General features: G+C 70.5%; 22 protein-coding genes. 13 read left to right on the forward strand and 9 right to left on the reverse strand.

Annotated features, from left to right (window positions below; genetic code table 11):
- Positions 1 to 6: 6 nt before the first annotated feature.
- Positions 7 to 399 carry a YidH family protein gene (locus IEY89_RS07125; RefSeq protein ID WP_189146402.1) on the forward strand — a complete coding sequence of 131 codons (393 nt, stop codon included), beginning with the start codon at positions 7 to 9 and terminating at the stop codon, positions 397 to 399.
- The gene (locus IEY89_RS07130; protein WP_189146403.1) at positions 396 to 737 is read left to right on the forward strand and encodes a DUF202 domain-containing protein; all 342 of its coding nucleotides are present in this window, start codon (positions 396 to 398) and stop codon (positions 735 to 737) included. Before IEY89_RS07125 ends, IEY89_RS07130 begins: the two co-directional genes overlap by 4 nt.
- Positions 738 to 773: 36 nt before the next feature.
- Here IEY89_RS07130 and IEY89_RS07135 read toward each other — a convergent pair whose 3' ends face one another.
- On the reverse strand, positions 774 to 1,724 hold the full coding sequence (locus tag IEY89_RS07135; protein WP_189146404.1) for an NADP-dependent oxidoreductase: 951 nt from the start codon (positions 1,722 to 1,724) through the stop codon (positions 774 to 776).
- 152 nt (positions 1,725 to 1,876) lie between these two features.
- Here IEY89_RS07135 and IEY89_RS07140 point away from each other — a divergent pair, with 152 nt between their 5' ends.
- The 3 genes from IEY89_RS07140 (at position 1,877) to IEY89_RS07150 (ending at position 4,597) form a co-directional block, all read left to right on the forward strand.
- On the forward strand, positions 1,877 to 2,179 hold the full coding sequence (locus IEY89_RS07140; RefSeq protein WP_189146405.1) for a hypothetical protein: 303 nt from the start codon (positions 1,877 to 1,879) through the stop codon (positions 2,177 to 2,179).
- A 162-nt stretch (positions 2,180 to 2,341) separates the two neighbouring features.
- Positions 2,342 to 3,376 carry a phosphotransferase family protein gene (locus IEY89_RS07145; RefSeq protein WP_373287204.1) on the forward strand — a complete coding sequence of 345 codons (1,035 nt, stop codon included), beginning with the start codon at positions 2,342 to 2,344 and terminating at the stop codon, positions 3,374 to 3,376.
- A 6-nt stretch (positions 3,377 to 3,382) separates the two neighbouring features.
- Positions 3,383 to 4,597 (forward strand): acyl-CoA dehydrogenase family protein, encoded by a 1,215-nt coding sequence (locus IEY89_RS07150; RefSeq protein ID WP_189146407.1) that lies wholly within the window; start codon positions 3,383 to 3,385, stop codon positions 4,595 to 4,597.
- A 101-nt stretch (positions 4,598 to 4,698) separates the two neighbouring features.
- Here the strand turns inward: IEY89_RS07150 and IEY89_RS07155 are convergent, their stop codons facing one another.
- The 3 genes from IEY89_RS07155 to IEY89_RS07165 all read right to left on the reverse strand — a co-directional run bounded on the left by IEY89_RS07155 (position 4,699) and on the right by IEY89_RS07165 (position 7,829).
- Positions 4,699 to 5,292, reverse strand: coding sequence for a TetR/AcrR family transcriptional regulator (locus tag IEY89_RS07155; RefSeq protein ID WP_189146408.1), 594 nt, complete (start codon positions 5,290 to 5,292; stop codon positions 4,699 to 4,701).
- Positions 5,293 to 5,358: 66 nt separating this feature from the next.
- Complete coding sequence (locus IEY89_RS07160; protein WP_373287201.1) at positions 5,359 to 7,083, reverse strand: class I adenylate-forming enzyme family protein; 1,725 nt, start codon at positions 7,081 to 7,083, stop codon at positions 5,359 to 5,361.
- Positions 7,065 to 7,829: an SDR family oxidoreductase gene (locus tag IEY89_RS07165; RefSeq protein ID WP_189146499.1), complete on the reverse strand. Its 765-nt coding sequence runs from the start codon at positions 7,827 to 7,829 to the stop codon at positions 7,065 to 7,067. The genes IEY89_RS07160 and IEY89_RS07165 overlap by 19 nt, the downstream gene beginning before the upstream one ends.
- A gap of 195 nt (positions 7,830 to 8,024) precedes the next feature.
- Here IEY89_RS07165 and IEY89_RS07170 point away from each other — a divergent pair, with 195 nt between their 5' ends.
- The gene (locus IEY89_RS07170; protein WP_189146410.1) at positions 8,025 to 9,263 is read left to right on the forward strand and encodes an exo-beta-N-acetylmuramidase NamZ family protein; all 1,239 of its coding nucleotides are present in this window, start codon (positions 8,025 to 8,027) and stop codon (positions 9,261 to 9,263) included.
- Positions 9,264 to 9,369: 106 nt separating this feature from the next.
- On the opposite strand, the gene IEY89_RS07175 is transcribed toward IEY89_RS07170, so the two are convergent.
- Positions 9,370 to 12,174, reverse strand: a complete 2,805-nt coding sequence (locus tag IEY89_RS07175; protein ID WP_189146411.1) for a penicillin acylase family protein — start codon at positions 12,172 to 12,174, stop codon at positions 9,370 to 9,372.
- Between the two features lie 416 nt (positions 12,175 to 12,590).
- Here IEY89_RS07175 and IEY89_RS07180 point away from each other — a divergent pair, with 416 nt between their 5' ends.
- From IEY89_RS07180 to IEY89_RS07190, 3 genes are all read left to right on the forward strand, one after another.
- The gene (locus IEY89_RS07180; protein ID WP_189146412.1) at positions 12,591 to 13,196 is read left to right on the forward strand and encodes a hypothetical protein; all 606 of its coding nucleotides are present in this window, start codon (positions 12,591 to 12,593) and stop codon (positions 13,194 to 13,196) included.
- Between the two features lie 89 nt (positions 13,197 to 13,285).
- On the forward strand, positions 13,286 to 14,116 hold the full coding sequence (locus IEY89_RS07185; RefSeq protein ID WP_189146413.1) for a 3-keto-5-aminohexanoate cleavage protein: 831 nt from the start codon (positions 13,286 to 13,288) through the stop codon (positions 14,114 to 14,116).
- A gap of 48 nt (positions 14,117 to 14,164) precedes the next feature.
- Complete coding sequence (locus IEY89_RS07190; RefSeq protein WP_189146414.1) at positions 14,165 to 15,232, forward strand: RNA ligase (ATP); 1,068 nt, start codon at positions 14,165 to 14,167, stop codon at positions 15,230 to 15,232.
- On the opposite strand, the gene soxR is transcribed toward IEY89_RS07190, so the two are convergent.
- A complete protein-coding gene (gene soxR / locus IEY89_RS07195; RefSeq protein ID WP_189146415.1) occupies positions 15,186 to 15,701 on the reverse strand; it encodes a redox-sensitive transcriptional activator SoxR in 516 nt (171 codons plus the stop codon). The two genes, IEY89_RS07190 and soxR, sit on opposite strands and share 47 nt — an antisense overlap.
- Before the next feature lie 137 nt (positions 15,702 to 15,838).
- On the opposite strand from soxR, the gene IEY89_RS07200 reads away from it, so the two are divergent.
- Complete coding sequence (locus tag IEY89_RS07200; protein WP_189146416.1) at positions 15,839 to 16,300, forward strand: MaoC family dehydratase; 462 nt, start codon at positions 15,839 to 15,841, stop codon at positions 16,298 to 16,300.
- 15 nt (positions 16,301 to 16,315) lie between these two features.
- Here the strand turns inward: IEY89_RS07200 and IEY89_RS07205 are convergent, their stop codons facing one another.
- From IEY89_RS07205 to IEY89_RS07215, 3 genes are all read right to left on the reverse strand, one after another.
- A complete protein-coding gene (locus IEY89_RS07205) occupies positions 16,316 to 16,939 on the reverse strand; it encodes a TetR/AcrR family transcriptional regulator (RefSeq protein WP_189146417.1) in 624 nt (207 codons plus the stop codon).
- Positions 16,940 to 17,035: 96 nt separating this feature from the next.
- A complete protein-coding gene (locus tag IEY89_RS07210) occupies positions 17,036 to 17,323 on the reverse strand; it encodes a YiaA/YiaB family inner membrane protein (RefSeq protein WP_189146418.1) in 288 nt (95 codons plus the stop codon).
- A 120-nt stretch (positions 17,324 to 17,443) separates the two neighbouring features.
- Positions 17,444 to 18,595 carry an acyl-CoA dehydrogenase family protein gene (locus IEY89_RS07215; protein WP_189146419.1) on the reverse strand — a complete coding sequence of 384 codons (1,152 nt, stop codon included), beginning with the start codon at positions 18,593 to 18,595 and terminating at the stop codon, positions 17,444 to 17,446.
- Positions 18,596 to 18,719: 124 nt separating this feature from the next.
- Here IEY89_RS07215 and IEY89_RS07220 point away from each other — a divergent pair, with 124 nt between their 5' ends.
- The 3 genes from IEY89_RS07220 (at position 18,720) to IEY89_RS07230 (ending at position 21,172) form a co-directional block, all read left to right on the forward strand.
- Positions 18,720 to 19,370: a TetR/AcrR family transcriptional regulator gene (locus tag IEY89_RS07220; RefSeq protein WP_189146420.1), complete on the forward strand. Its 651-nt coding sequence runs from the start codon at positions 18,720 to 18,722 to the stop codon at positions 19,368 to 19,370.
- Positions 19,371 to 19,428: 58 nt separating this feature from the next.
- Positions 19,429 to 20,082 carry a transcriptional regulator gene (locus tag IEY89_RS07225; RefSeq protein ID WP_189146421.1) on the forward strand — a complete coding sequence of 218 codons (654 nt, stop codon included), beginning with the start codon at positions 19,429 to 19,431 and terminating at the stop codon, positions 20,080 to 20,082.
- 106 nt (positions 20,083 to 20,188) lie between these two features.
- On the forward strand, positions 20,189 to 21,172 hold the full coding sequence (locus tag IEY89_RS07230; protein WP_189146422.1) for a DMT family transporter: 984 nt from the start codon (positions 20,189 to 20,191) through the stop codon (positions 21,170 to 21,172).
- Positions 21,173 to 21,203: the final 31 nt, after the last annotated feature.

Raw genomic sequence — 21,203 nt, forward strand, 5'->3', positions numbered from 1 at the left:
CTCCATGTGATCGATTTTGCACGAAACGTCCGCCTGTGGTTCGCCCCCCAGGAGATCGACGCCGAGGGCCGCACCCCCGACTACCGCTTCTCCCTGGCCAACGAACGCACCTTCCTGGCCTGGCTGCGTACCGCGCTGGCACTGATCGGCGGCGGGTTCGCCGTGGATCAGTTCCTGCCCGACCTGCGGTGGGGGTGGCGCGTGGGACTGGCGCTCGCACTGCTGGCGGCCGGGGTGCTGTGCTCGCTGCGGGCCGTCAACCACTGGGTGCGGTGCGAGCGGGCGATGCGGCGCGGCGAGGACCTGCCGGTGTCCCGCTTCCCCGCGCTGCTGAGCCTCGCGGTCGCCGTGGTCGCGGTCGCCATGGTGGTCGTCGTGCTGGTCCGGGGGAACGGGTGAGCACGGCGGGGGCGGGCGAGGCCTGGGTGCGGGACCCCGGGCTGCAACCGGAGCGGACCCGGCTGGCGTGGCGGCGTACGACGCTGTCGAGCACCGTCGCCGCGCTGCTCGCCGGGAAGACCGCGCTGCACGGCGGGCCGTCGGCGGCCGGTATCGCCGTCTGCGCGGTGTGCTGTGTGCTGTGGCTGTGGTTCCTGGCCGTCGCCCACCGGCGTATCCGGACGCTCGCGACGACCGGCGACGGCGGACCGCCGGCACTCTCCGCCCGGCACGCCACCGCCGCGACCCTGTGCGCGGTCGCCCTGGCGGCGTGCGGGGCGGCACTCGTCATCCTCTGAATCCTCTGACGCCGGAGGCTGCCGCCGGGCGGACCGTCAGGCCTCTTCGTCCCAGTCCACCGTCACCACGATCTTGCCCCTGGTACTGCCCTCCGCGTTCAGCCGGTGCGCCTCCGCCGCGCGTTCCAGAGGGAACGTGTCGGACACATGCAGCGAGAACACGTGCTGTTCGGCCAGGTCGGAGAGGTGCGCGAGGTCTGCGGCGTCGGGACGCACGAAGTAGTAGCGGCCACCGAATCCCACGACGTCCGGGTCCGCGATCGACACCAGGCGGCCACCGGGAGCCAGCAGCTCCACCGAGTCCTTCAACGTGTCGCCGCCGACGGTGTCGAACACCGCGTCGACGCCGCCCGGGGCCAGTTTCCGCACCCGGTCGGCCATCCCCTCGCCGTACGTCACCGGATCGCCGCCCAGTTCGCGCACGAAGTCGTGGTTGCGCACGCTCGCCGTGCCGATGACGTGCGCCGCGCCCAGGTGGCGTCGGGCCAGCTGGACGGCGACGGAGCCGACCCCACCCGCCGCCGCGTGCACCAGGACGGTCTCGCCCGTGCGGACGCCCAGCGACCTGGCGAGCACCTGATAGGCGGTGAGCCCGACGAGCGGCAGCCCGGCCGCCTCCTCGAAGGAGAGGTTGCGGGGCTTGCGGGCGAGGGTGCGCACCGGAGCCGCGACGTACTCGGCGAAGGTGCCGCGAGAGAGGAAGTCCTCGCGGACGTAGCCGATGACCTCGTCACCCACGGCGTACTCGGAGACGGAGACGCCCGGGCGCACCACCACCCCGGAGACGTCCCAGCCCGGTGTCACCGGGAAAACGGGGTCCAGGATGCCGTCGAGATGGCCTTCGCGGCACTTCCAGTCCACCGGGTTGACCGACGCCGCCCGCACCTTGATCAGCACGGAGTCGGGCCCGACCTTGGGGTCCGGGGCGTCCTGCGTGTACTCCAGGACGTCGGCGCCGCCGTACCGGCTGTAGGTAATGGCTTTCATATGTCTGGCCCTCCGGTTTCCTAATGTTCGACCTTCCGGGGTGCGCGGACGCCACGCAAGTCGAATAGCCTGATATCGATGGTTTGCGTGACAGCCTGTCCGGCGTCACCACCAGTAGTTCCGCACCATCGAGCAGCCGAAAGGCGAGCACCATGAGCACCCCCACCCTTCACCAGGAACACCCGACCCACGAGCACGCCCACGGCCAGGCCTGCGGCCACACCGAGGTGCCGCACGGCGACCACGTCGACTACGCGCACGACGGTCATCTGCACCGCGCGCACAGCGACCACTGGGACGAGTGCGAGCCCGGGGAGCACGTGGCGCACGAGGCCCACCACCACGCGCACGGGGACGGCTGCGGGCACCCGAGCGTGCTGCACGGCGATCACGTCGACTATCTGCACGACGGCCACCGGCACGCGGCGCACCAGGACCACTGGGACGACCACTGACGGTTTCCAGCCACCGGTACCGCTCCCCCGCCCTACCCGACCGGCGTCTCCTTCCGCAGACCGGAAGCGAGACGCCGGTCACGTTTCGCTCACCCACTGGACGACATACCGACCGGTCGGCATCATGATGCAGGTCCTGTTTCCGTACGCGTAGGAGCAATGATGCCCCCGGACGACCTGCCAGGTCTCGATCTCGACCGGCTGCGCGGCCTGCTCGACGCCGAACACCCCGGACTCGTGCACGGCCCCCTGACCGGCCGGCTGATCGAGGGCGGCCGGTCGAACCTCACCTACGCGGTCACCGACGGCACCGCCCGGTGGGTCGTACGACGCCCCCCGCTCGGCCATGTCCTGGCCACCGCGCACGACATGCGGCGCGAGCACCGGGTGATCAGCGCCCTGCACCCGACCGCCGTGCCGGTCCCGCGTCCCGTACTGCTGTGCGAGGACGAGAAGGTGCTCGGAGCGCCGTTCTACGTCATGGAGTTCGTACCGGGCACGCCCTACCGCACGGCCGGGCAGCTCGCTCCGGTCGGCCCGGCGCGGACCCGGGACGTGGTGCTGTCGCTGGTGGACACACTCGTCGAGCTGCACGCGGTGGACCCCGCCGAGGTGGGTCTCGCGGACTTCGGCCGGCCTGAGGGCTTCCTCGACCGGCAACTGCGGCGCTGGGGAAAGCAGTTGGACGCCTCGCGCAACCGCGAGCTGGCCGGCATCGACGAGTTGCAGGCGGCGCTCGGCCGAGCCCTTCCCCACTCCTCGGCCCCGGCGATCGTGCACGGCGACTACCGGCTGGACAACGTCCTGATCGACGCGGACGACAGGATCACGGCGATCCTCGACTGGGAGATGTCGACGCTCGGCGACCCGCTCACCGATCTGGGGCTGCTGGTGATGTACAGCATGCCGCTGGGCGCGCCCGACTCCCCCGTCTCCACGACCGCCGAGGCCGCCGGACACCCCTCCCCGGCCGAGCTGATCGAGCGGTACGCGGCACGCTCGGGGCGCGACGTCTCGGCGGTCTCCTGGTACACGGCGTTCGCCTGGTTCAAGCTGGCCGTGATCCTGGAGGGCATCCACTACCGCTACACGCTGGGCCAGACGGTCGGCGCGGGCTTCGACCGCATCGGGGACCTGGTCCCCGTCTTCATCGAGCACGGCCTGACCACACTTCGCACAGGTCTCCAGGAAGGCTGATCCGTCATGGACTTCGCGTTCGACGCGCGCACCGAGGAACTGCGCGCCAAGCTCCTCGCCTTCATGGACGAGTACGTCTATCCGGCCGAACAGGTCGAGCACGAGCAGCGCGAGCGGCTGGCCTCGCCGTGGGACACCCCGGCCGTGGTCGAGGAGTTGAAGGCCGAGGCACGCGGCCAGGGCCTGTGGAACCTCTTCCTGCCCGACGCCCGGCACGGCGCCGGCCTCACCAACCTCCAGTACGCCCCCCTCGCCGAAATCACCGGCCGTTCCCCGCACTTGGCGCCGACCGCGCTGAACTGCGCGGCACCGGACACCGGCAACATGGAGGTGCTGGCCCAGTTCGGCGACGAGCAGCAGAAGAAGCAGTGGCTGGAGCCCCTGCTGGCGGGCGAGATCCGCTCGGCGTTCGCGATGACCGAGCCCGAGGTGGCCTCGTCCGACGCGACGAACATCGAGACGCGGATCCGCAGGGACGGCGACGACTACGTCATCTCGGGCCGCAAGTGGTACATCTCCGGGGCGATGAACCCCCGCTGCCAGATCTTCATCGTGATGGGCAAGACCGACCCCGACGGCGCCGACATCCGCCGCCAGCAGTCGATGATCCTGGTCCCCAGGGACACCCCCGGCGTCACCGTCAAGCGGGCGATGCGGGTGTTCGGCTACGAGGACCACTCCCACGGCGGCCACGCCGAGGTGGTCTTCGACGAGGCACGGGTGCCCGCGGCGAACCTGATCGGCGAGGAGGGCAGCGGCTTCGCCATCGCGCAGGCGCGGCTCGGCCCCGGCCGGATCCACCACTGCATGCGGCTGATCGGAATGGCGGAACGGGCGATCGAACTGATGTGCCGCCGGGCCGTCTCCCGGACGGCGTTCGGCAAGTCGCTGGCCCAGCAGGGCGTGGTCCACAACTGGATCGCGGACGCGCGGGTCACCGTGGAGCAGTTGCGGCTGCTGGTGCTGAAGACGGCGTGGATGATGGACACCGTGGGCAACAAGGGGGCGCACGCGGAGATCCAGGCGATCAAGATCGCTACGCCGCGTGCGGTGGTGGACATCATCGACAAGGCGATTCAGCTGCACGGGGCGGGTGGGGTGAGTCAGGACTTCCCGCTGGCGGAGCTGTGGGCGAGTGCGCGGACGCTGAAGCTGGCGGACGGGCCGGACGAGGTGCATCAGCGGTCTTTGGCTCGACGTGAGCTGAAGCGGTACATGTAGTTTTTCGCCCCCGCCGCCCCTACCCGTCCCATCCCTCCCCCAGAGGGGGGACCCGAGACGGGCTGAAAATGTCAGCCCGTCCGGCGTTTGACCTCCCGCCCCTACGGCCGCAGCGCCCGCAGCAGCAGGTCCGCCAGTTGGTCCGCGACCTCCGTCGAGGTCATCGGGCCCTCCGGGCGGTACCAGGTCGACAGGTGGTGGATGGAGCCGAAGTGGTAGTCGACCACCAGGTCCGCCGAGGTCGCCCGGGAGAAGACGCCCGTCTCCTGCCCCTCCTCGATCAGGGCACGGAAGCGTTCGTGGTAGCGGCGCCGCTCCGCACGCACCTGCTTGTTCTTCTCCGGGCTCAGATGATGCATCGAGCGGAAGAAGATCATCGCGTCGTCGAGGTTCTCGATGGTCGTGACCACGACATCCGCCGCCGCCCGCCGCAACCGCTCCTCCACCGGCGCGTCCGCGTTCGCGAACGCGTCCAGCCGCTCCTGCTGAACGCGCAGCACGCGCGCGTAAACCTCGTGCAGCAGATCGTCCTTGGACCCGAAGTAGTGGTAGAGCGCCCCTTTGGTGACCCCGGCCGCCTCGACGATCTCCTGGACGGACGTACGGTCGTACCCCTGTTCCGCGAAGAGCCGGGTGGCGGCGGCCAGCAGCCGCTGCGGGACGGGCGTACCGTCGCCGTCCGTCGTCCTGGGCACTACCGCCACCAGCCTTCCCAACGTTCCACCGAATGACCGAACGGCCCACACAGCCGGACGGGATGCCTACTGAGAGTCCCCGGAGCGGGTACGCAGTTCCCGACGGAGGATCTTTCCGGTCGCCGTCTTCGGCAGGTCGGCCAGGATCTCCACCTGCCGCGGGTACTTGTAGGCGGCCAGTCTCTCCTTGCAGTACGCGGCGAGCGCGTCCGGGTCCCCCTCGGCGCCGGGGCGCAGGCTGATGTACGCCTTCACAGTCTCCCCGCGGTACCCGTCGGGCACCCCGACGACAGCTGCCTCACGTACCGCCGGGTGGGTGTACAAAACGTCCTCGACCTCACGCGGCCACACCTTGAAGCCTGCCGCGTTGATCATGTCCTTCTTCCGGTCTACGACGTACAGCCACCCCTCGGCGTCCATGAACCCGATGTCGCCGGTCCGCAGCTCCCCGCCCGGGAAGGTCTCCGCGGTGGCCTCCGGGAGCCGCCAGTAGCCGGGAACGACCTGCGGCCCCCGTACGAGGATCTCGCCCTGTTCCCCGAAGGGGACCTCCGCGCCCCGGTCGTCGACGATCCGTACGACGGTGTCCGGGCCCGGCACGCCCACCGCGAGGGTGCCGGAGGCCGGGTCGACGGGTGCCTCCAGGGCGGGCGGTACGGAGGCGCAGGGGGCGGTGCACTCGGTGAGGCCGTAGCCGTTGCGGATGTACGGGCCGAAGCCGGCCCGGAACTTCTCCACGAGGGCGGGCGGCAGCGGGGCGCCGCCGGAGGAGATGTGCCGGAACGACGAGAAGTGGTCGGGGGTGCAGTCCGGGTGCGCGGCCAGCGCCATGAAGGCGGTCGACGGGCCGACCGTGTAGTGGGGACGGTGCTCGGTGAACGCGTCCAGGACGGCCCCGGGCTCGAAACGGTAGGCGAGCACGAGTGTGCCCGCGCTGTTCAGACTCGCGCCGAGCTGACAGACCATGCCGGTGATGTGGAACAGGGGCGCCATCGCGAAGTAGACGGGCGCCTCGGGCAGCGGGAGGCCGGTCCGCTGCCGTTCCGCGTTGTACATGATGTTGGCGTGGGTGTTGGTGGCCCCCTTGGGGGCGCCGCTGGTGCCGGAGGTGTAGCTGATCAGCGCGATGTCGCCGGGGCGGGGATCACGGCCGTCGGGCCCGGGAGCCTGGTGGCCGTAGCGGGCGACGGCCGTCAGGTCCTCGGCGTCCGGGGCCTGCGGGAGCCGCTCGAACGCGAGCACGCGCGCGTCGCCGCGGGTCTGGAAGTCCAGCTCGCATCCCGTGAGCACGATCCGCACCGGGGAGTCCGCGGCCGTCTCCCTCAGGTACGACTCCCAGGCCCGGTCGGAGCAGATCAGCGCGGTCACGCCACCGTCCCGCAGGACGTGCGTCACTTCCCCCGACTTGTACATCGGGTTGACGGGGACGACGACGGCGCCCGCCTTCCAGGCCCCCAGCACGGCGAGCACGAACAGCGGCGAGTTCTGGAGGAGGACGGCGACCCGGTCACCGCGTTCCAGCCCCCGGGTGACGAGATACCCGGCGACGGAGTCGCTCAGCTCGTCGGCCTCACGGTGGCTGAGCCGCCCGTCGAAGTAGGCGAGGAAGGTGCGGTCCGGGACCTCGGCGGCGGTCCGGCGGAGCGCGTGGACGAGTGAGTCGTCGGGGCTGACGGGCCCGCGCTGGACGTCGTCGAGAAGGCTCAGCCAGGGCTGCGCCTCGTACCGGGAGCCGGAGCCCGATGCGCGGTCGGTGTCGGTGTCGGTGTCGGTCACCGGGCGGCCTCCCACTTCTGCTGGATGTGGTTCATGCTCGTCAGCCAGTGGTCGGGATCGGTCGCCCGTGCCTGGTAGTAGGCGGCGACCTCGGGGTGCGGCAGGATCAGGAACCGGTCCTCCTCGATCCCCTTGAACAGCGCCTCGGCGACCGCCTCGGGTTCGATCGCGGTCGGCGCGAGCACCAGGTCGCCCGCGCTGCCGGTTCCGGCCAGCATGTCCGTACGCACACCCTGCGGGCAGATGGCGTGCACCTTGATCCCGCGGTGGCGGTACGTCAGCGACAGCCACTCCGCGAATGCGTAGGCGCCGTGCTTGGTCACGCTGTAGGGCGCCGCGCCGATCATGGTGAGCAGCCCGGCGGCGGACACCGTGGAGACGAAACGGCCACTGCCGCGCTCCAGCCACTCCGGCAGCAGTTCGGTGGCCGCCCGGACGTGCGCCATCACGTTCACGTCCCAGGCGAGCGCCCAGACGTCCTCCTCGGCCGCCTCTGACCCACCCGAGGCGAGCCCGGCGTTGGCACAGTAGACGTCCACGGTCCCCCCGAGGGCGGCACGGGCCTCGGCGACGATGGTGGAGGCGTCGCCCGGCACGGCGATCCCGCCTATCCCGTCGGCGACGGCTCGCGCCTTGTTCGCGTCCAGGTCATTGACGACGACCCGGGCTCCCTCGGCGGCGAACCGCCGGGCCAGGGCGGCCCCGATCCCGCCTCCGGCCCCGGTCACGACCACTCCGGCACCCTGCACGACACCCACAATCGGTCTCCTTTGACACGACACGGCTCCAAGCACGGCCAGACTAACCAGTCGGTATGTAGCAAAGGAAGGGTGACTGCACCCACCCAGGGGCGCGGGGAACTGCGCGACAAGCCACAGACAACCCGCACCCTACGAACTACAGGCGGTAGCGCTTACGGTGCCATGGACAGCCGCCGAGCCCCCGGAGGGATCCCCATGCCCCTGTCCAGACGCGGCCTCCTGACAACAGCCACCGCCGCATCCCTGCCGGCATGCACAGGCGCAGCCACCACAAAACACCGCCCAAGAAAACTCCGCACCGGCTTCGAGAACCTCGTCGCCGAGAACTACGCCCCCCTCACCGGCAAAAAGGTCGGCCTCGTCACCAACCCCACCGGTGTCACCAGGGACGTACGCCACATCGTCGACGTCATGCACGCGGACGACCGGGTGAATCTGACCGCCGTCTTCGGCCCGGAGCACGGCTTCCGGGGGACCGCGCAGGCCGGCGGTTCCGAGGGGCGCTACGACGACCCGGCCACCGGGCTGCCCGTCTACGACACGTATCTCAAGAGCGGCCGGCCGCTCGCCGACATCTTCACCGCCTCCGGCGTCGACACCGTCGTCTTCGACATCCAGGACGTGGGCGCCCGCTTCTACACGTACATCTGGACGCTGTACGACTGCATGGAGGCGGCCCAGCTGGCGGGCAAGCCCTTCCTGGTGCTGGACCGGCCGAACCCGGTGACCGGGCGGGCAGCCCTTGGGCCCGTGCTGCACGAGGAGTTCGCGACGTTCGTCGGGCGGCAGCCGATCGCCCAGGCGCACGGGATGACGGTGGCGGAGTTGGCGCGGCTGTTCAACAAGGAGTTCCTGGCCGCGCCGGTGGAGCTGGACGCCGTACTGATGTCGGGGTGGAAGCGGTCGGACTTCTACGACGCCTCCGGTCTGCCCTGGGTGCCGCCGAGTCCGAACATGCCGACGCCCGACACCGCGCTGGTGTACTCGGGGACGTGTCTCTTCGAGGGGACGAACCTGTCGGAGGGGCGCGGTACGACCCGGCCGTTCGAACTGCTCGGCGCCGAGGGGATCGACCGGCGGTGGGCAGCTGCGGCGGAGCGACTCGGGCTGCCCGGTGTGCACTTCAGGGAGGCCTACTTCGCGCCGACCTTCTCCAAGTTCCAGGGGAAGACCATCGGGGGCGCGCAGATCCATGTGCACGACCGGGCGGCCTACGACCCGGTCCGTACCGGGGTCGCGTTGCTGGTGACCGCCAAGAAGGTCTGGAGCGGCTTCACCTGGCGCTCCGACAACTGGATCGACAAGCTGACCGGATCCACGCTGGTGCGCACGATGATCGACGCGGGTGCGGATGCCGACGAGGTCGTGGCGGGCTGGCAGGAGGATTTGGCGGGGTTCCGGCGCATGCGCGGGAAGTACCTCGTCTACAGGTGAGCCGTGACGTACGGCCGGCTCTGCCGCGCGGAGTCGGCGCGGGTGGTGCCGGCGGCGGGCCGTATCCACTGACCCGCCGCCGCGGTACCCCGGTTGCTACTGGTTGTTACCGGTGCGAGGTGAACTCGACGACCTGCTGGTAGGTCGGCCGGTTCTGCCAGCTGATGTTGTAGTGCTTGATGCCTCCCAGGGTGCGCTGGACGATCGAGTCGGCGCACCACTGGTTGCCCGCCGCGCACAGGGTGTCGCCGGGGTAGACCTGGGAGGCCGTCCTGCCCGCCGCGGTCTTCAGGGTGCTGATCAGGATGTCCCGGCAGCCGCTGAGCGTGCCGCCGCCGCAGTACTTCCGCGTCAGCCCGCCCCGCACCGGGTCACCGAGCACCGCCCGGATGTCCTTGTCGACGTAGCTCCACCAGCCGTACTGGAAGGAGCTTCCCGCGTGCGCACCGGTCGGGCCGTGTGCGGCCGAAGGGGCCTCGTCGACAGGGAGGTTGGTGGTGATGGCGGTGTAGAGGTCGGTGCCGAGGCCCGGTTGGAACTCGGCCTGCACCAGCAGCGGCCACCAGGCGTCGAGGACGCGGATCGCGTCGGCGTTGGCGTACGTCTTCGAACCCGCGGAGGTCTCCGTGCGCTTGCCGCCGGCCGTCACCCACGCGGCGAGCTTGCTGACGGCCGCCGCGGCCGTGGAGTCGGTGACCGTCGAGCTGTTGATGACCCGCAGCAGCTTCGGCAGCACGTCCTCGGCCCGCAGATCGGTGATCGCGGCGTCGGCCATCGCCTTCACCAGCTGCGCCCGTGTCACTCCGCCCGCCGTGACGAGTTTCCTGACGCGGTCCTCCAGGAGGTTGCCGCGGTGGACGGACCCTTCGCCCCAGGAGGCGCTGGTGTAGTCCTTGGCCTGTTTGTTGTTCCAGGAGATGTAGTAGTCCTGGTCGATCGAGTGGGGGTGGGCGGAGGCAGGCGTGTAGTCGGCGGTGTTGGTCGTCGGGTCCCAGTTCCGCCACTCGTACGCGGACTGTGCCCAGACCGGGAACTCGGCGTCGACGCCGCTCGCGCGCACCGGGTTGTCGCCGCTGTTGTAGTACGCGGTGTGCGTGGAGTCGGCGTAGAACCAGTTGAAGGTGTAGTTGATGTGCTGCACGGCGGACTGGAACGTCTCCGGGCTCTTCACGTAGTCGGGGTCGTTGAGCATCTGGAAGCCGATGATCGAGTCGGCCTCGTGCATGTAGGAGGAGCGCAGGGTGGTGTAGGCGACCTTCTTCCCGCCGACCGTCGCCCGATGGCTCACCGGGCCGTACTTGGTGCGGTAGACCTGCATCCGGTAGGAGCCCGCGGCCGTGCCGTCGGCCGTGGTCGGCTTCCAGGCGTTGGTCTGCTCGATCTTCTCCATGGCGGTGCAGGTGCCGTGGTAGAGGTAGTGGACGTCGTCCTGGCACAGCTCGACCGCGTACGAGTCGATGATGTCCTGCCCGGAGGTCGTCGCGCTCCACGCGTAGTCCTGGCCGCGGCCGAGTTCGACGTACATGCTCAGCCCCGCGAAGGAGGCGCCGCGCGCGCTGATGCCCGGGCCCTGGATCTCCTGGAGCATGAGCAGCTGAGGGGCGAAGTAGCCGGTCTGCGGGCCGAAGACGGCGATCGGGTGGCCGCTGGCGGTCTTGGCGCCGCTCACCACCAGGGCGTTGGACATACCGCGCTTGGCGGAGGTGAGGGCGCCGGCCGTCGCCGTGCTGGAGGCACTGGTCGCGGTCGCGGTGGCGGCGCTGCCCGTACGGTCGTACACGAGCGGTTCCGCGGAGACCGTGCCGGCGTCGGGCAGGGCCTCGCCCTGCGGGTCGGCGGGCGCGGGCGCGTACGGGAAGCTCTCGCCGTTGTGGAGGGTGAGGACGGCCTCGGGGTCGTTGCGCTCGCGGAAGGCCTCCCAGACCTTGGTGCCCTCGGCGACGCCGTACTTGGACTGGGCGGCCATCAGGGAGATCGCGTTGTTGACCTCGCCGCCACCGCCGGAGCCGAAGAGCGCGCCGATCACGGAGGCCAGCGCGACCAGGTCGGTGGGCTTGAACTTCTGGATGGTGCCCGCGTTGGTGATGGAGTCCTTCCAGCCGGTGAGGACGTACTCGCCGGGGAAGTAACGGCCGCTGTCGGAGGCGTCGATGTACGCGTTGATGCCCGCGACATAGGCGTTGACGTCGGCGAGGGCCTGCCGGCCGCGGGCGCCGTTGGTGGCCACCGCGTTGTCTATCTGGGCCTGGAGGTCGGCCTCGGTGTACGGAGCGTGGCGCCAGAACTCCTGTTCAAGGCCCTGGTTGGAGGGGTCGCCGCCCGCGAAGGGCGTGAGCTGTCCGCGTCCGACGTGCCGGAAGACGTCCATCAGCCAGAGGCGGTCCTGGGCGGCGGCGTACCCGGCGCCGAACTCGGTGCCGTAACGGGTGGTGCCTGTGATGTGCGGCACACCCGTCTTCTTGTCACGGACGATTTTCACATCGGTGCGGCCGGCCGGAGCCAGGGTGGAGGCGACCTGGTCGGCGGCGACCCCGAACGAGGCGTCGTTGAAGAAGTTGTTGATCGTGGCGTTGGTGAGACCGGAGTAGCCCGTGGCCAGGTTGGCATAGGGCCCCAGCTGGTCTTCCGCGTGCTCGGGCTGCGAACCGAAGGCCTGGTTCAGGAGGATCTGCGCGAGGGTCGCGTTGCCGTTCTGCCCGGGCGGCAGGATGTCGGAACACTGGGCCCCGCAGTAGTCGTTCGCCTCGGCGGCTTGGGCTTCGGTCGCCGGGGAAAGCGGAGAAAGCGGAGACAGAAGGCCGGCAATGAGTGTGCATACAGCCGCGGTCTTCAGGAACCCGAAGAGTCCGCGGGGAGTTCTCAGTCTGTGGAAGGTTCTCTCGACGGTGTTGCCTGGGGTGCGCCGTGACATGGCAGCTCCTCCGGACCGGGGGGTGGGCCACTCCGAACGGAGTGGGCCAGAGGTTACCGCCGGTATCCCCGCGATTGAAGATGAACATGCGTCACTTTTGAACAACGTGGTACAGGAATTGCGTTGGAGGAGTGCGGGGGCACTTCGGGGCGCTGGACGCACTCGCGTTCCGGCGCCGTGCTCAACAGGCGTTGCACAGAAGACCGACAGGTGCGGGAGGTAACCGTGAAGGGTGGTCCGGCGGACGGTTTAGAGCCGTTGACGTCGGTCCCGAGGGGGCCCGGCGAACGGCTTATGGCCGTCATCGGAAAACAGATGGAGCCGAATCGCTTGTCGATACGTCTATTCGGCGACGTCCGTTCGACGACGCCGAAGTGACCGAAGTACAGGTGCAGATGTGACGGAGGTGCAAGGCGATGGCCGGTTTCCGGAGTCTGGCGAGACAGGTGCGGGACCCGCGGTGCGATCTGGCACTGCGGCGATACTCGCTCCGTAAGTGCCTTGAACGGTTCGCCCCTTACGGGCACAGGGCGACCTGGGACCACCTGTGCTCCCGGGCCGGGTTCGGACAAGAGGACCGCTCCCCCGATCCAGCGCGGCTCGTGGCCGCACTGGACGAGCTGGAGGAAGCGCGCTCGGTCTGGCTGTCCTACGAGGTGGAGTTCGCGAAGCGCCGCAAGAAGGAGAAGTTCGACGGGCTGCGCCGGCCCGGAAGCGTGGACGACTGGCATCGGCTGACCTGGGGTGGGTTCGGGGTGGCCTGGTGCGACGACCCGGGGGTGCACCCCCATGAATCGCTGGCCGAGGTGCTGCGACGGCTGATCGCCGCCCTGGAGCGCGAACCGGGCTCGGTGTGCCCGGTGTGCGACGGGGAGCGCCTCTCCTGGAAGTACGACCTGGCCCATGAGCCGTCGTCGGGTCCCGTCTGCACGGAGTGCGGCATAGTGGTGCCGCGACCCGTCCTGACCCCCGAGGCCCTGGCGGAGTCCAGGCGCGGACGACTGCTGCTCGCGTCGGCCTGACCACGACGGGGGTGCGCCGGGGATGCCGCACCCCCGATTGAACCGGCCGGCCCACACCTGTTGTCGGTGGTGACTGGCACCATCGGAACATGATGCAGGTGTGTCTCAACGGGTCCCGGGGCGCCGCGGACGGCGCGCGGGTACCGATGTCGCCGGGAGCGATGGCCGACTCCGCGGCCGATGCCGTCCTGGCCGGTGCCACGGACGTCCATGTCCATCCCAAGTCCCCCTGCGGACAGGACACCCTGTCACCGCGCGCGGTCTCGGCGACGCTGACGGAGATACGGTCGCGGGTCAGCGTGCCGGTCGGCGTGACCACGGGCGCCTGGGCCGAACCGGATCCGGTGCTGCGCCTGGAGCACGTCCGGGGCTGGACGGTGCTGCCCGACCACGCCTCCGTCAACTGGCACGAGCCGGGCGCGGAGGAACTGGCGGCCCTCCTCATCGAGCTCGGGGTGGGCGTCGAGGCCGGCGTCTGGTCCGGCACGGACGGGGCGGCACGGTTCGCCGCCTCAGCTCTCGCCCCCAGGGTGCTGCGCGTTCTCGCGGAGGTGACGGACACCGACCCGGACACGGCCGAGGACACCGCGCACACCCTCCTCGCCGACCTCGGCGGATCACCCCACGGCCGCCCGGTCCTGCTGCACGGCGAGGACGGCGGCACCTGGCCGGTACTCCGCCTCGCGGGCCGCCTGGGCCTGGCGACCCGGATCGGCCTGGAGGACACCCTGTCCCTGCCGACCGGCGAACGGGCGGTGTCCAACGCCGAGTTGGTGAGGGCGGGCCTGGCGCAAACGCGCCCCTTTCAGGGGCGCGGGGAACTGCGCGACCAGCCCCCACCGGACCCGCAGACAAAAACCCACACCCCCGGCGGAGCCCATAGCAGCAACAAAATTCATAGCTCCACCCCTTTCCCGTAGAGAGAGTTGGCGGCGATGAAACCCACCTGAGCCGCCCAAGGAGCCCCCATGTCGACGCTGCGCGTAACCGCCGAGGTCCTGACCGTCCATGAGCACCCGAACGCCGACGCACTCGAACTGGCCCAGGTGGGCCTGTATCGCGCGGTCGTTGCCAAGGGCGTGTACCGGACCGGCGACGCGGCCGTGTACATCCCCGAGCAGTCCGTCCTGCCGGGCGACCTCATCGAGGAGCTGGGTCTGACCGGGCGCCTGGCGGGGAGCACGTCGGACCGGGTCAAGGCGGTACGGCTGCGCGGCGAGCTCTCGCAGGGCATCGTGTGCCGGCCCCGCGCGCTCGACGGCGTCGACCTCGCACAGGCGGCAGCCGAAGGCACCGACTTCGCGGAGCGGCTGGGCATCGTCAAGTGGGTGCCACCGATCCCGCCCACCATGAACGGCGACGTCGAGTCCGCGCCCGACCTCATGAGCTGGGTCGACATCGAGAACATCCAGCGCTACCCGGGCATCTTCACCCCGGGCGAGCCGGTCGTCCTCACCGAGAAGCTGCACGGCTCGGCCTGTCTGCTCACCTATCTCGCGAGCGACGGTCGCGTCCAGGTCTCCTCGAAGGGATTCGGCGCCAAGTACCTTGCCCTGAAGGAGGATCCGCGCAATCTGTACTGGCGCGCGGTGACCGCCCACGGCGTCGCCGGGACCGCGGCCCACCTCGCCGAGCACCTCGGGGCGCGCCGGGTCGGCATCTTCGGCGAGGTCTTCGGGGCGGGCGTACAGGACCTGACCTACGGCGCGGACGGGCGTCGCGAGACGCTGGGGTACGCCGTGTTCGACGTGTCCGTGGAGGTCGACGGAGAGGTGCGCTGGCTGGACGCGGAAGAGCTGCTGGAGGGCCGACTGCCGCTCGTGCCAAGGCTGTACGAGGGTCCGTACGACATCGACCGGGTCCTGGAGATCGCGAGCGGGCGCGAGACGGTGTCCGGGCGTGGGCTGCATCTGCGGGAGGGTGTCGTGATCCGGCCGGCCGTCGAGCGGTACAGCGCGGTGACCGGCGGGCGGGCGATCGCCAAGGCGGTCAGTCCGGCGTATCTGACGCGCAAGGGCGGGACGGAGTACGAGTAGCCGGACCGGCGCCGTTGCGCTCCATCATGAGGCGGGATCCCGCCTGGCGTTCGCCGAAGACGTCGTCCGGGTTGGACAGGACGCAGCCCTCCAGGGACAGGCAGCCGCAGCCGATGCAGTCGGTGAGATGGTCCCGAAGGCGGTTCAACTGCTTGATGCGCTCGTCGAGTTCGGACCGCCAGTTCTCGGAGAGACGGGCCCAGTCCTCGCGGGTGGGGGTGCGTTCCTCGGGGAGTTCGGCGAGCGCCTCGCGGATCGTGGCGAGCGGGATGCCGACGCGCTGCGCGGCCCGGACGAAGGCGACCCGGCGCAGCGCGTCACGGCCGTAACGGCGTTGGTTGCCCGCGGTGCGGCGGCTGCTGATGAGGCCCTTGGACTCGTAGAAGTGCAGGGCGGAGACGGCGGCGCCGCTGCGGGCGGCGAGCTGGCCGACCGTGAGTTCGTGGATCTTCTCGGGAATCTGGGGCACCCCTCGAACCCTACCCACAGCGGCCGGCCGCGGTCCGTTGACAGGGAATCCCCGGCCGACCATGCTAAGCAGTTGCTTAGACGTGTAGTACTCAGACATGGCGCGGTTGCTGGGACACAGTGGCGAGGAGGCCGGGAATGGCAGAGCCGAGGATCTTCACGGGTGCGGACGACCTGAAGGCGGCGGTGGGCGAGCAGTTGGGGTACACCGACTGGCTGGAGGTCGACCAGAAGCGGATCGATCTGTTCGCCGACGCGACCGGCGATCACCAGTGGATCCACGTGGACCCGGAGAAGGCCGCCACCGGCCCCTTCGGGACGACCATCGCGCACGGTTATCTCACCCTGTCGCTGCTGCCGCTCTTCGGGCCGCAGCTGATCACGGTCGAGGGCGTGAAGATGGGTGTCAACTACGGGACCAACAAGGTCCGTTTCCCCTCCCCCGTCCCGGTCGGCTCGCGCCTGCGCGCCACCGCGCGGATCGCCGGTGTGGAGGGCGTGACCGGCGGGGTGCAGGTGACCGTCGCCTTCAGTGTGGAGCGCGAGGGCGGCGACAAGCCGGTGTGCGTCGCGGAGTCGGTGTCGCGGTACTACCTGTGAGCCGGTGAACGCCGGCTACCCGGCCCCCACCATCCGCAGCACGAGGTCGGCGTAGAGCTCGCCGACCTCGTCCGGCGTGCGCGAACCGTTGACGTTGAACCAGCGGGCCACGTCGATGCAGAGCGAGAGCACGGCGAGCGTGGTGCCCGGTACGTCGGGGACGTCGAACTCCCCCGCCTCCACACCGTCCTCGATGATCCCGCGCACCTCGGCGTCGACCTGGCGGCGCAGCGCGAGGATCTCTGCGCGGGCGTCGGGGCCGAGGGAGTCGAGTTCGTACTGCACGACCCGTGCGGTCGTGCGCCCCCCGGCGTGCCAGCGGACGAAGGAACTGACGGCCTCGGCCAGCCGTTCGGTAGCGGTGCCCTCGGTCTGTGCCGCCGTACGCAGGATGTCGACGGCCTTCTCGTGGCCGATCCTGCTGATGCGGTGGAGGAGCTCTTCCTTGGTCTTGTAGTGGATGTAGAGCGCGGCCGGACTCATTCCCGCGCGGCCCGCGATGTCACGGGTCGTGGTCGCGTGGTAGCCGCGCTCGGCGAAGGCCTCCACCGCGGCGACGAGCAGCCGCCGGGCCGCGTCGGGGGTCACCTCACCCCACGGCGCCGCCTCGCCGCCGGCCGTCTCCTCCGCCGCACTCATCGCCCGTTCGCCCCTTCCACCGACAGTGACCTCCCACTGTACCGCTGCGGGTGAGCGAGCGCTTAGAGTGCCCGCTCAGAGCGGCGGGAAACACCCTCAGTGCTTCTCGAAAGGGTCGTATTCGGCGAGCAGCTTCTCCAGCCGGGCCTGGTCGACCCGACTGACGATCTGCCCGGCCTCCTGGCGGTCGCGGATGACCTTGGCCAGGGTGAAGGCGGAGGTCACCAGGTAGAGGACGGCGATCCCGAGGAAGCCGCGCACCCAGGCGTCGGCCTGGAGCCGGAAGATGCCGATGGCCGTCGCCCCCATGGCGATACCGAAGGACGCGACGGCCTGGCCGTAGAAGGCCGCCGTGCTCTGCTGCTTGACCGGTGTCTCACTCATGGGGACAAGAGTGCGCGGACGTGGCCCGCGCCACATCCGTCGAGATACTCAGACAGGTACTCAACTCGGAGGGACGGATGAATCGGAGGGACGCCGGACGGGGAGGGAGTGGGCTGGGCCTCAGAAGGCCGACACGCCCGTCAGCGCGCGGCCGATCAGGAGTTTCTGGATCTGGCTCGTGCCCTCGTAGAGGGTCATCACGCGGGCGTCGCGCAGGAGCTTGCCCGCCGGGTACTCGTCGATGTAGCCGTAGCCGCCGAAGACCTGGAGGGCGTTGTTGGCGGCGCGGACGGCGGCCTCGGAGGCGAAGAGCTTGGCCATGGAGGACTCGGTGGCGAAGGGCAGGCCGCGGTCGACCAGGTCGGCGACACGCCAGGTCAGCAGCCGGGCCGCGTCGACGTCCACCGCGATGTCGCTGATCAGCTCCTGCACCAGCTGGTGCCGCGCGATCGGCCCGCCGAACTGCTCCCGCTCGCCCGCGTACCGGACGGCCGCGTCCAGGGCCGCCTGGGCGATCCCGACGCACCCGGCGGCGACCGACATCCGCCCCTTGGCGAGCGCCGACATGGCCACGGAGAAGCCCTTGCCCTCGGGGCCCAGCATCGCCGAGGCGGGTACGCGCACGTCCTCGAGGACCAGTTCCGCGGTGGCCTGACCACGCAGGCCGAGCTTGCCGTGGAGGGTGCGGCGGGTCAGCCCAGGAGTGTCGGTCGGCACCAGGAAGGCGGAGACGCCCTGGTGGCCGGGGGCGTCGGTCGAGCGGGTGAAGAGCAGGACCACGTCGGCCCAGGTGCCGTTGGTGATGAACATCTTGGTGCCGTTGACGACGTAGTCGTCGCCCTCGCGCACCGCCCGCGTGGTGAGGTTGCCCGCGTCGGACCCGGTGCCCGGCTCGGTCAGGCCGAAGCAGCCGACGTACGCGCCTGAGGTGAGCCCGGGCAGCCAGCGGCGCTTCTGCTCCTCGGTCCCCCAGTGCGCGACGGTCTTGGCGACCAGGCCCAGGGACACGGAGACGATTCCGCGCACGGAGGAGTCCCCGCGGCCGAGTGCCTCGGTGACCAGGCAGTACGTGAGGTGGTCACCGCCGGAGCCGCCGTACTCCTCGCCGACGGTCAGCCCCAGGAAGCCCACGTCGCCCAGTTTCTTCACGATCGACCGGTCGACGTCCTCGGCGCGGTCCCAGGCGACGACGTTCGGAGTGATCTCGCGCTCGACGAAGTCCCGGGCGAGCCGCTGGACGGCGGTCTGCTCCTCGCTCAGCTCCATATTCATGATCAATCCACCCCATATATACATACAGATACCCGTAGGCATCCATAGCCACCCAGGCGTCGGATCGCACGGACCCTTTAAATTAGCACTGCTAGTTTAAAGGGGCAGCCCTACTATGTGCGCCATGGCCCGACCGCGCAAGCCCCTCCTCAGCACCGACCTGATCGTCGAGACGGCTCGGGCGCTGGTGGACGCGGAAGGGCTGGCCGCCCTGTCGACACGCCGGCTCGCCGCCGAGCTGGGGGTCAGCGGGCCGTCCCTCTACAACCACTTCCGGACGAAGGACCAGATCCTGGAGGCGGTCGCGGACTCGGTGAGCGTGCTGGTCGACCTGTCGATGTTCGAGGGCGGCGAGGGGGCCCGGGACTGGCGTACCGCGCTGCGCGACTGGGCCGTCTCCTACCGGGCCGCGCTGCGCGACCACCCGAACATCGTTCCGGTCCTCGCCCGCGGCCCCGGCCGTCGCCCCGCGGGCCTGCGCCTCGCCGACGCCGTCTACGGCGGGATGGTCGAGGCAGGCTGGCCGCCCGCCCAGGCCACGTCGATCGGCGCGCTGATGCGGTACTTCATCATGGGCTCCGCGCTCGGCTCCTTCGCCGGCGGCTTCGTGGACGACGAGAGCGCGTACGACCCGGCCGACTATCCCCACCTCGGGCAGGCCCACCTCCTGGCCGAGCAGCAGGAGAAGATCGACGAACGGGCCTTCGAGACCGGCCTCACGGCACTGCTGGACGGGCTGGCACAGCAGTACGAACAGCTGAAGCGACCCGAGTAGACAGCTCACCGCACACACTTCGGTGGGCGCCGAAGTGTCCGTACCCCATGCTGGGCCCATGCCCACGACGGGTACGAGGAAGCCGGGCCGCGCGTCCGGTCTCGCGGCGTCGGCCGGGCTGATGGCGGACGGGACGCGGGCCGGTTTTCTGCTGGCGCTGCTCGACGGACGGGCCTGGACCGCCGGTGGGCTGCTCGCCGAGAAACGCCAGGGCCGGCACCGTTACGTGCGGCTGGCCGACGCCGGCGTGGCCCAGCTCGTCGAGGAGCTGGCCGCGCACGCCGGTCCTGCCGCGGCCGAACGCCCGCGCACACTGCGGGAGTCGGGCGCCGGGTCCGCGATGGCACGCGGCCCTACCTGTGACGACCACCTCGCCGGACGGCTCGGTACCGCCCTCACCGACGCCCTGACCGGGCGGGAGCTGCTCCGCCAGGACACCGGGTTCGCGCTCACGGACGCCGGGCTGCGCTGGTTCGCCACCGCGGGCATCGACCTCGACCGCACCGGCCGCCGCCCGCTCGCCCGCGCCTGTCTCGACTGGACCGAACGCCGCCCCCACCTCGCGGGCACCGCGGGCGCGGCCCTGTGCCGGCACGCCCTGGACGCCCGCTGGTGCGTACGCATCGGCTCGGAACGGGCGGTCAGGGTGACCCCCGAGGGGGAACACCGCTTCGCCCAGCTGCTCGGCATCGAGGCGACGGACCTGCGCTGAGCAGCGCTGAACCGCCGTACAGCCTGCCCCGTGCGGTCGGCCCCCGGGCAGAGACAGGTCCGAAATTCGCGAGCCCTCGCCGTCCGTCCTGCCTAGGGTCTGGAGCATGATGACCTCTTCCCCGTCCTCCCGCCGAGCCCCTCGTCCGGAGGTGCTCGCCGCCGTCGCGGCCTGTGTGACCGTGGTGCTGTGGGCCTCCGCGTTCGTCTCGATCCGCAGTGCGGGGGCCGCGTACTCGCCGGGCGCACTGGCGCTCGGGCGGATGCTCGCCGGGTTCGTGACGCTGGGGGCGATCTGTCTCGTACGGCGGGAGGGGTTGCCGCCCCGGTCGGCCTGGCGGGGGATCGCGATCTCGGGTGTGCTGTGGTTCGGCGTCTACATGGTCGTCCTGAACTGGGGCGAGCAGCAGGTGGACGCGGGGACCGCCGCCCTGCTCGTGAACGTCGGCCCGATCCTCATAGCCCTGCTCGGCACCCGGCTGCTCGGCGATCCGATGCCGCCCCGGCTGCTCGCGGGCATGGCGGTGTCGTTCGCGGGCGCGGTGACCGTCGGGCTGTCGATGTCGGGCGGGGACGGCACATCGGTGCTCGGGGTGGCCCTGTGTCTGCTCGCGGCTGCCTCGTGGGCCGCGGGTGTCGTCGCGCAGAAGCCGGCTCTCGGCCGGGCGAGCGCTCTCCAGGCCACGACGTTCGGCTGTCTGATCGGGGCCGTGACCTGTCTGCCGTTCGCCGGGCAACTGGTCGGCGACATGGCCGACGCGCCGCTCTCCGCCACCCTCAACATGATCTACCTGGGCGTCTTCCCGACCGCGCTGGCCTTCACGACGTGGGCGTACGCCCTGGCCCGTACGACGGCCAGCCGGATGGGCGCGACCACCTACGCCGTCCCCGCGCTGGTCGTCCTGATGTCCTGGCTGGCACTGGGCGAGGTGCCGGGGCTGCTCACCCTGGCGGGCGGCGGGCTGTGTCTCGCGGGGGTGGCGGCGTCGCGGTCCCGGGCCCGGACGCGGGCGGAGGTGACGGGGTCCGCGGCTGCCGAGGAGGGTGCCCCGCCGCAGCCACGGTCCGAGAAGGCCGGTGGGTCGGCGTGAACGGGCCCGTCCTCGTACGGCCTGCGGCGGC

The organism is Streptomyces lacrimifluminis (assembly GCF_014646095.1).
Lineage (GTDB): Bacteria > Actinomycetota > Actinomycetes > Streptomycetales > Streptomycetaceae > Streptomyces > Streptomyces lacrimifluminis.

Excerpts from the sequence above, each read along its gene's own strand:
- IEY89_RS07135 (WP_189146404.1), bottom strand. The coding sequence starts at position 1,724 with ATGAAAGCCATTACCTACAGCCGGTACGGCGGCGCCGACGTCCTGGAG.
- IEY89_RS07140 (WP_189146405.1), top strand. The coding sequence starts at position 1,877 with ATGAGCACCCCCACCCTTCACCAGGAACACCCGACCCACGAGCACGCC.
- IEY89_RS07145 (WP_373287204.1), top strand. The coding sequence starts at position 2,342 with ATGCCCCCGGACGACCTGCCAGGTCTCGATCTCGACCGGCTGCGCGGC.
- IEY89_RS07150 (WP_189146407.1), top strand. The coding sequence starts at position 3,383 with ATGGACTTCGCGTTCGACGCGCGCACCGAGGAACTGCGCGCCAAGCTC.
- IEY89_RS07170 (WP_189146410.1), top strand. The coding sequence starts at position 8,025 with ATGCCCCTGTCCAGACGCGGCCTCCTGACAACAGCCACCGCCGCATCC.
- IEY89_RS07175 (WP_189146411.1), bottom strand. The coding sequence starts at position 12,174 with ATGTCACGGCGCACCCCAGGCAACACCGTCGAGAGAACCTTCCACAGA.
- IEY89_RS07180 (WP_189146412.1), top strand. The coding sequence starts at position 12,591 with ATGGCCGGTTTCCGGAGTCTGGCGAGACAGGTGCGGGACCCGCGGTGC.
- IEY89_RS07185 (WP_189146413.1), top strand. The coding sequence starts at position 13,286 with ATGATGCAGGTGTGTCTCAACGGGTCCCGGGGCGCCGCGGACGGCGCG.
- IEY89_RS07190 (WP_189146414.1), top strand. The coding sequence starts at position 14,165 with ATGTCGACGCTGCGCGTAACCGCCGAGGTCCTGACCGTCCATGAGCAC.
- IEY89_RS07200 (WP_189146416.1), top strand. The coding sequence starts at position 15,839 with ATGGCAGAGCCGAGGATCTTCACGGGTGCGGACGACCTGAAGGCGGCG.
- IEY89_RS07205 (WP_189146417.1), bottom strand. The coding sequence starts at position 16,939 with ATGAGTGCGGCGGAGGAGACGGCCGGCGGCGAGGCGGCGCCGTGGGGT.
- IEY89_RS07210 (WP_189146418.1), bottom strand. The coding sequence starts at position 17,323 with ATGAGTGAGACACCGGTCAAGCAGCAGAGCACGGCGGCCTTCTACGGC.
- IEY89_RS07215 (WP_189146419.1), bottom strand. The coding sequence starts at position 18,595 with ATGAATATGGAGCTGAGCGAGGAGCAGACCGCCGTCCAGCGGCTCGCC.
- IEY89_RS07220 (WP_189146420.1), top strand. The coding sequence starts at position 18,720 with ATGGCCCGACCGCGCAAGCCCCTCCTCAGCACCGACCTGATCGTCGAG.
- IEY89_RS07225 (WP_189146421.1), top strand. The coding sequence starts at position 19,429 with ATGCCCACGACGGGTACGAGGAAGCCGGGCCGCGCGTCCGGTCTCGCG.
- IEY89_RS07230 (WP_189146422.1), top strand. The coding sequence starts at position 20,189 with ATGATGACCTCTTCCCCGTCCTCCCGCCGAGCCCCTCGTCCGGAGGTG.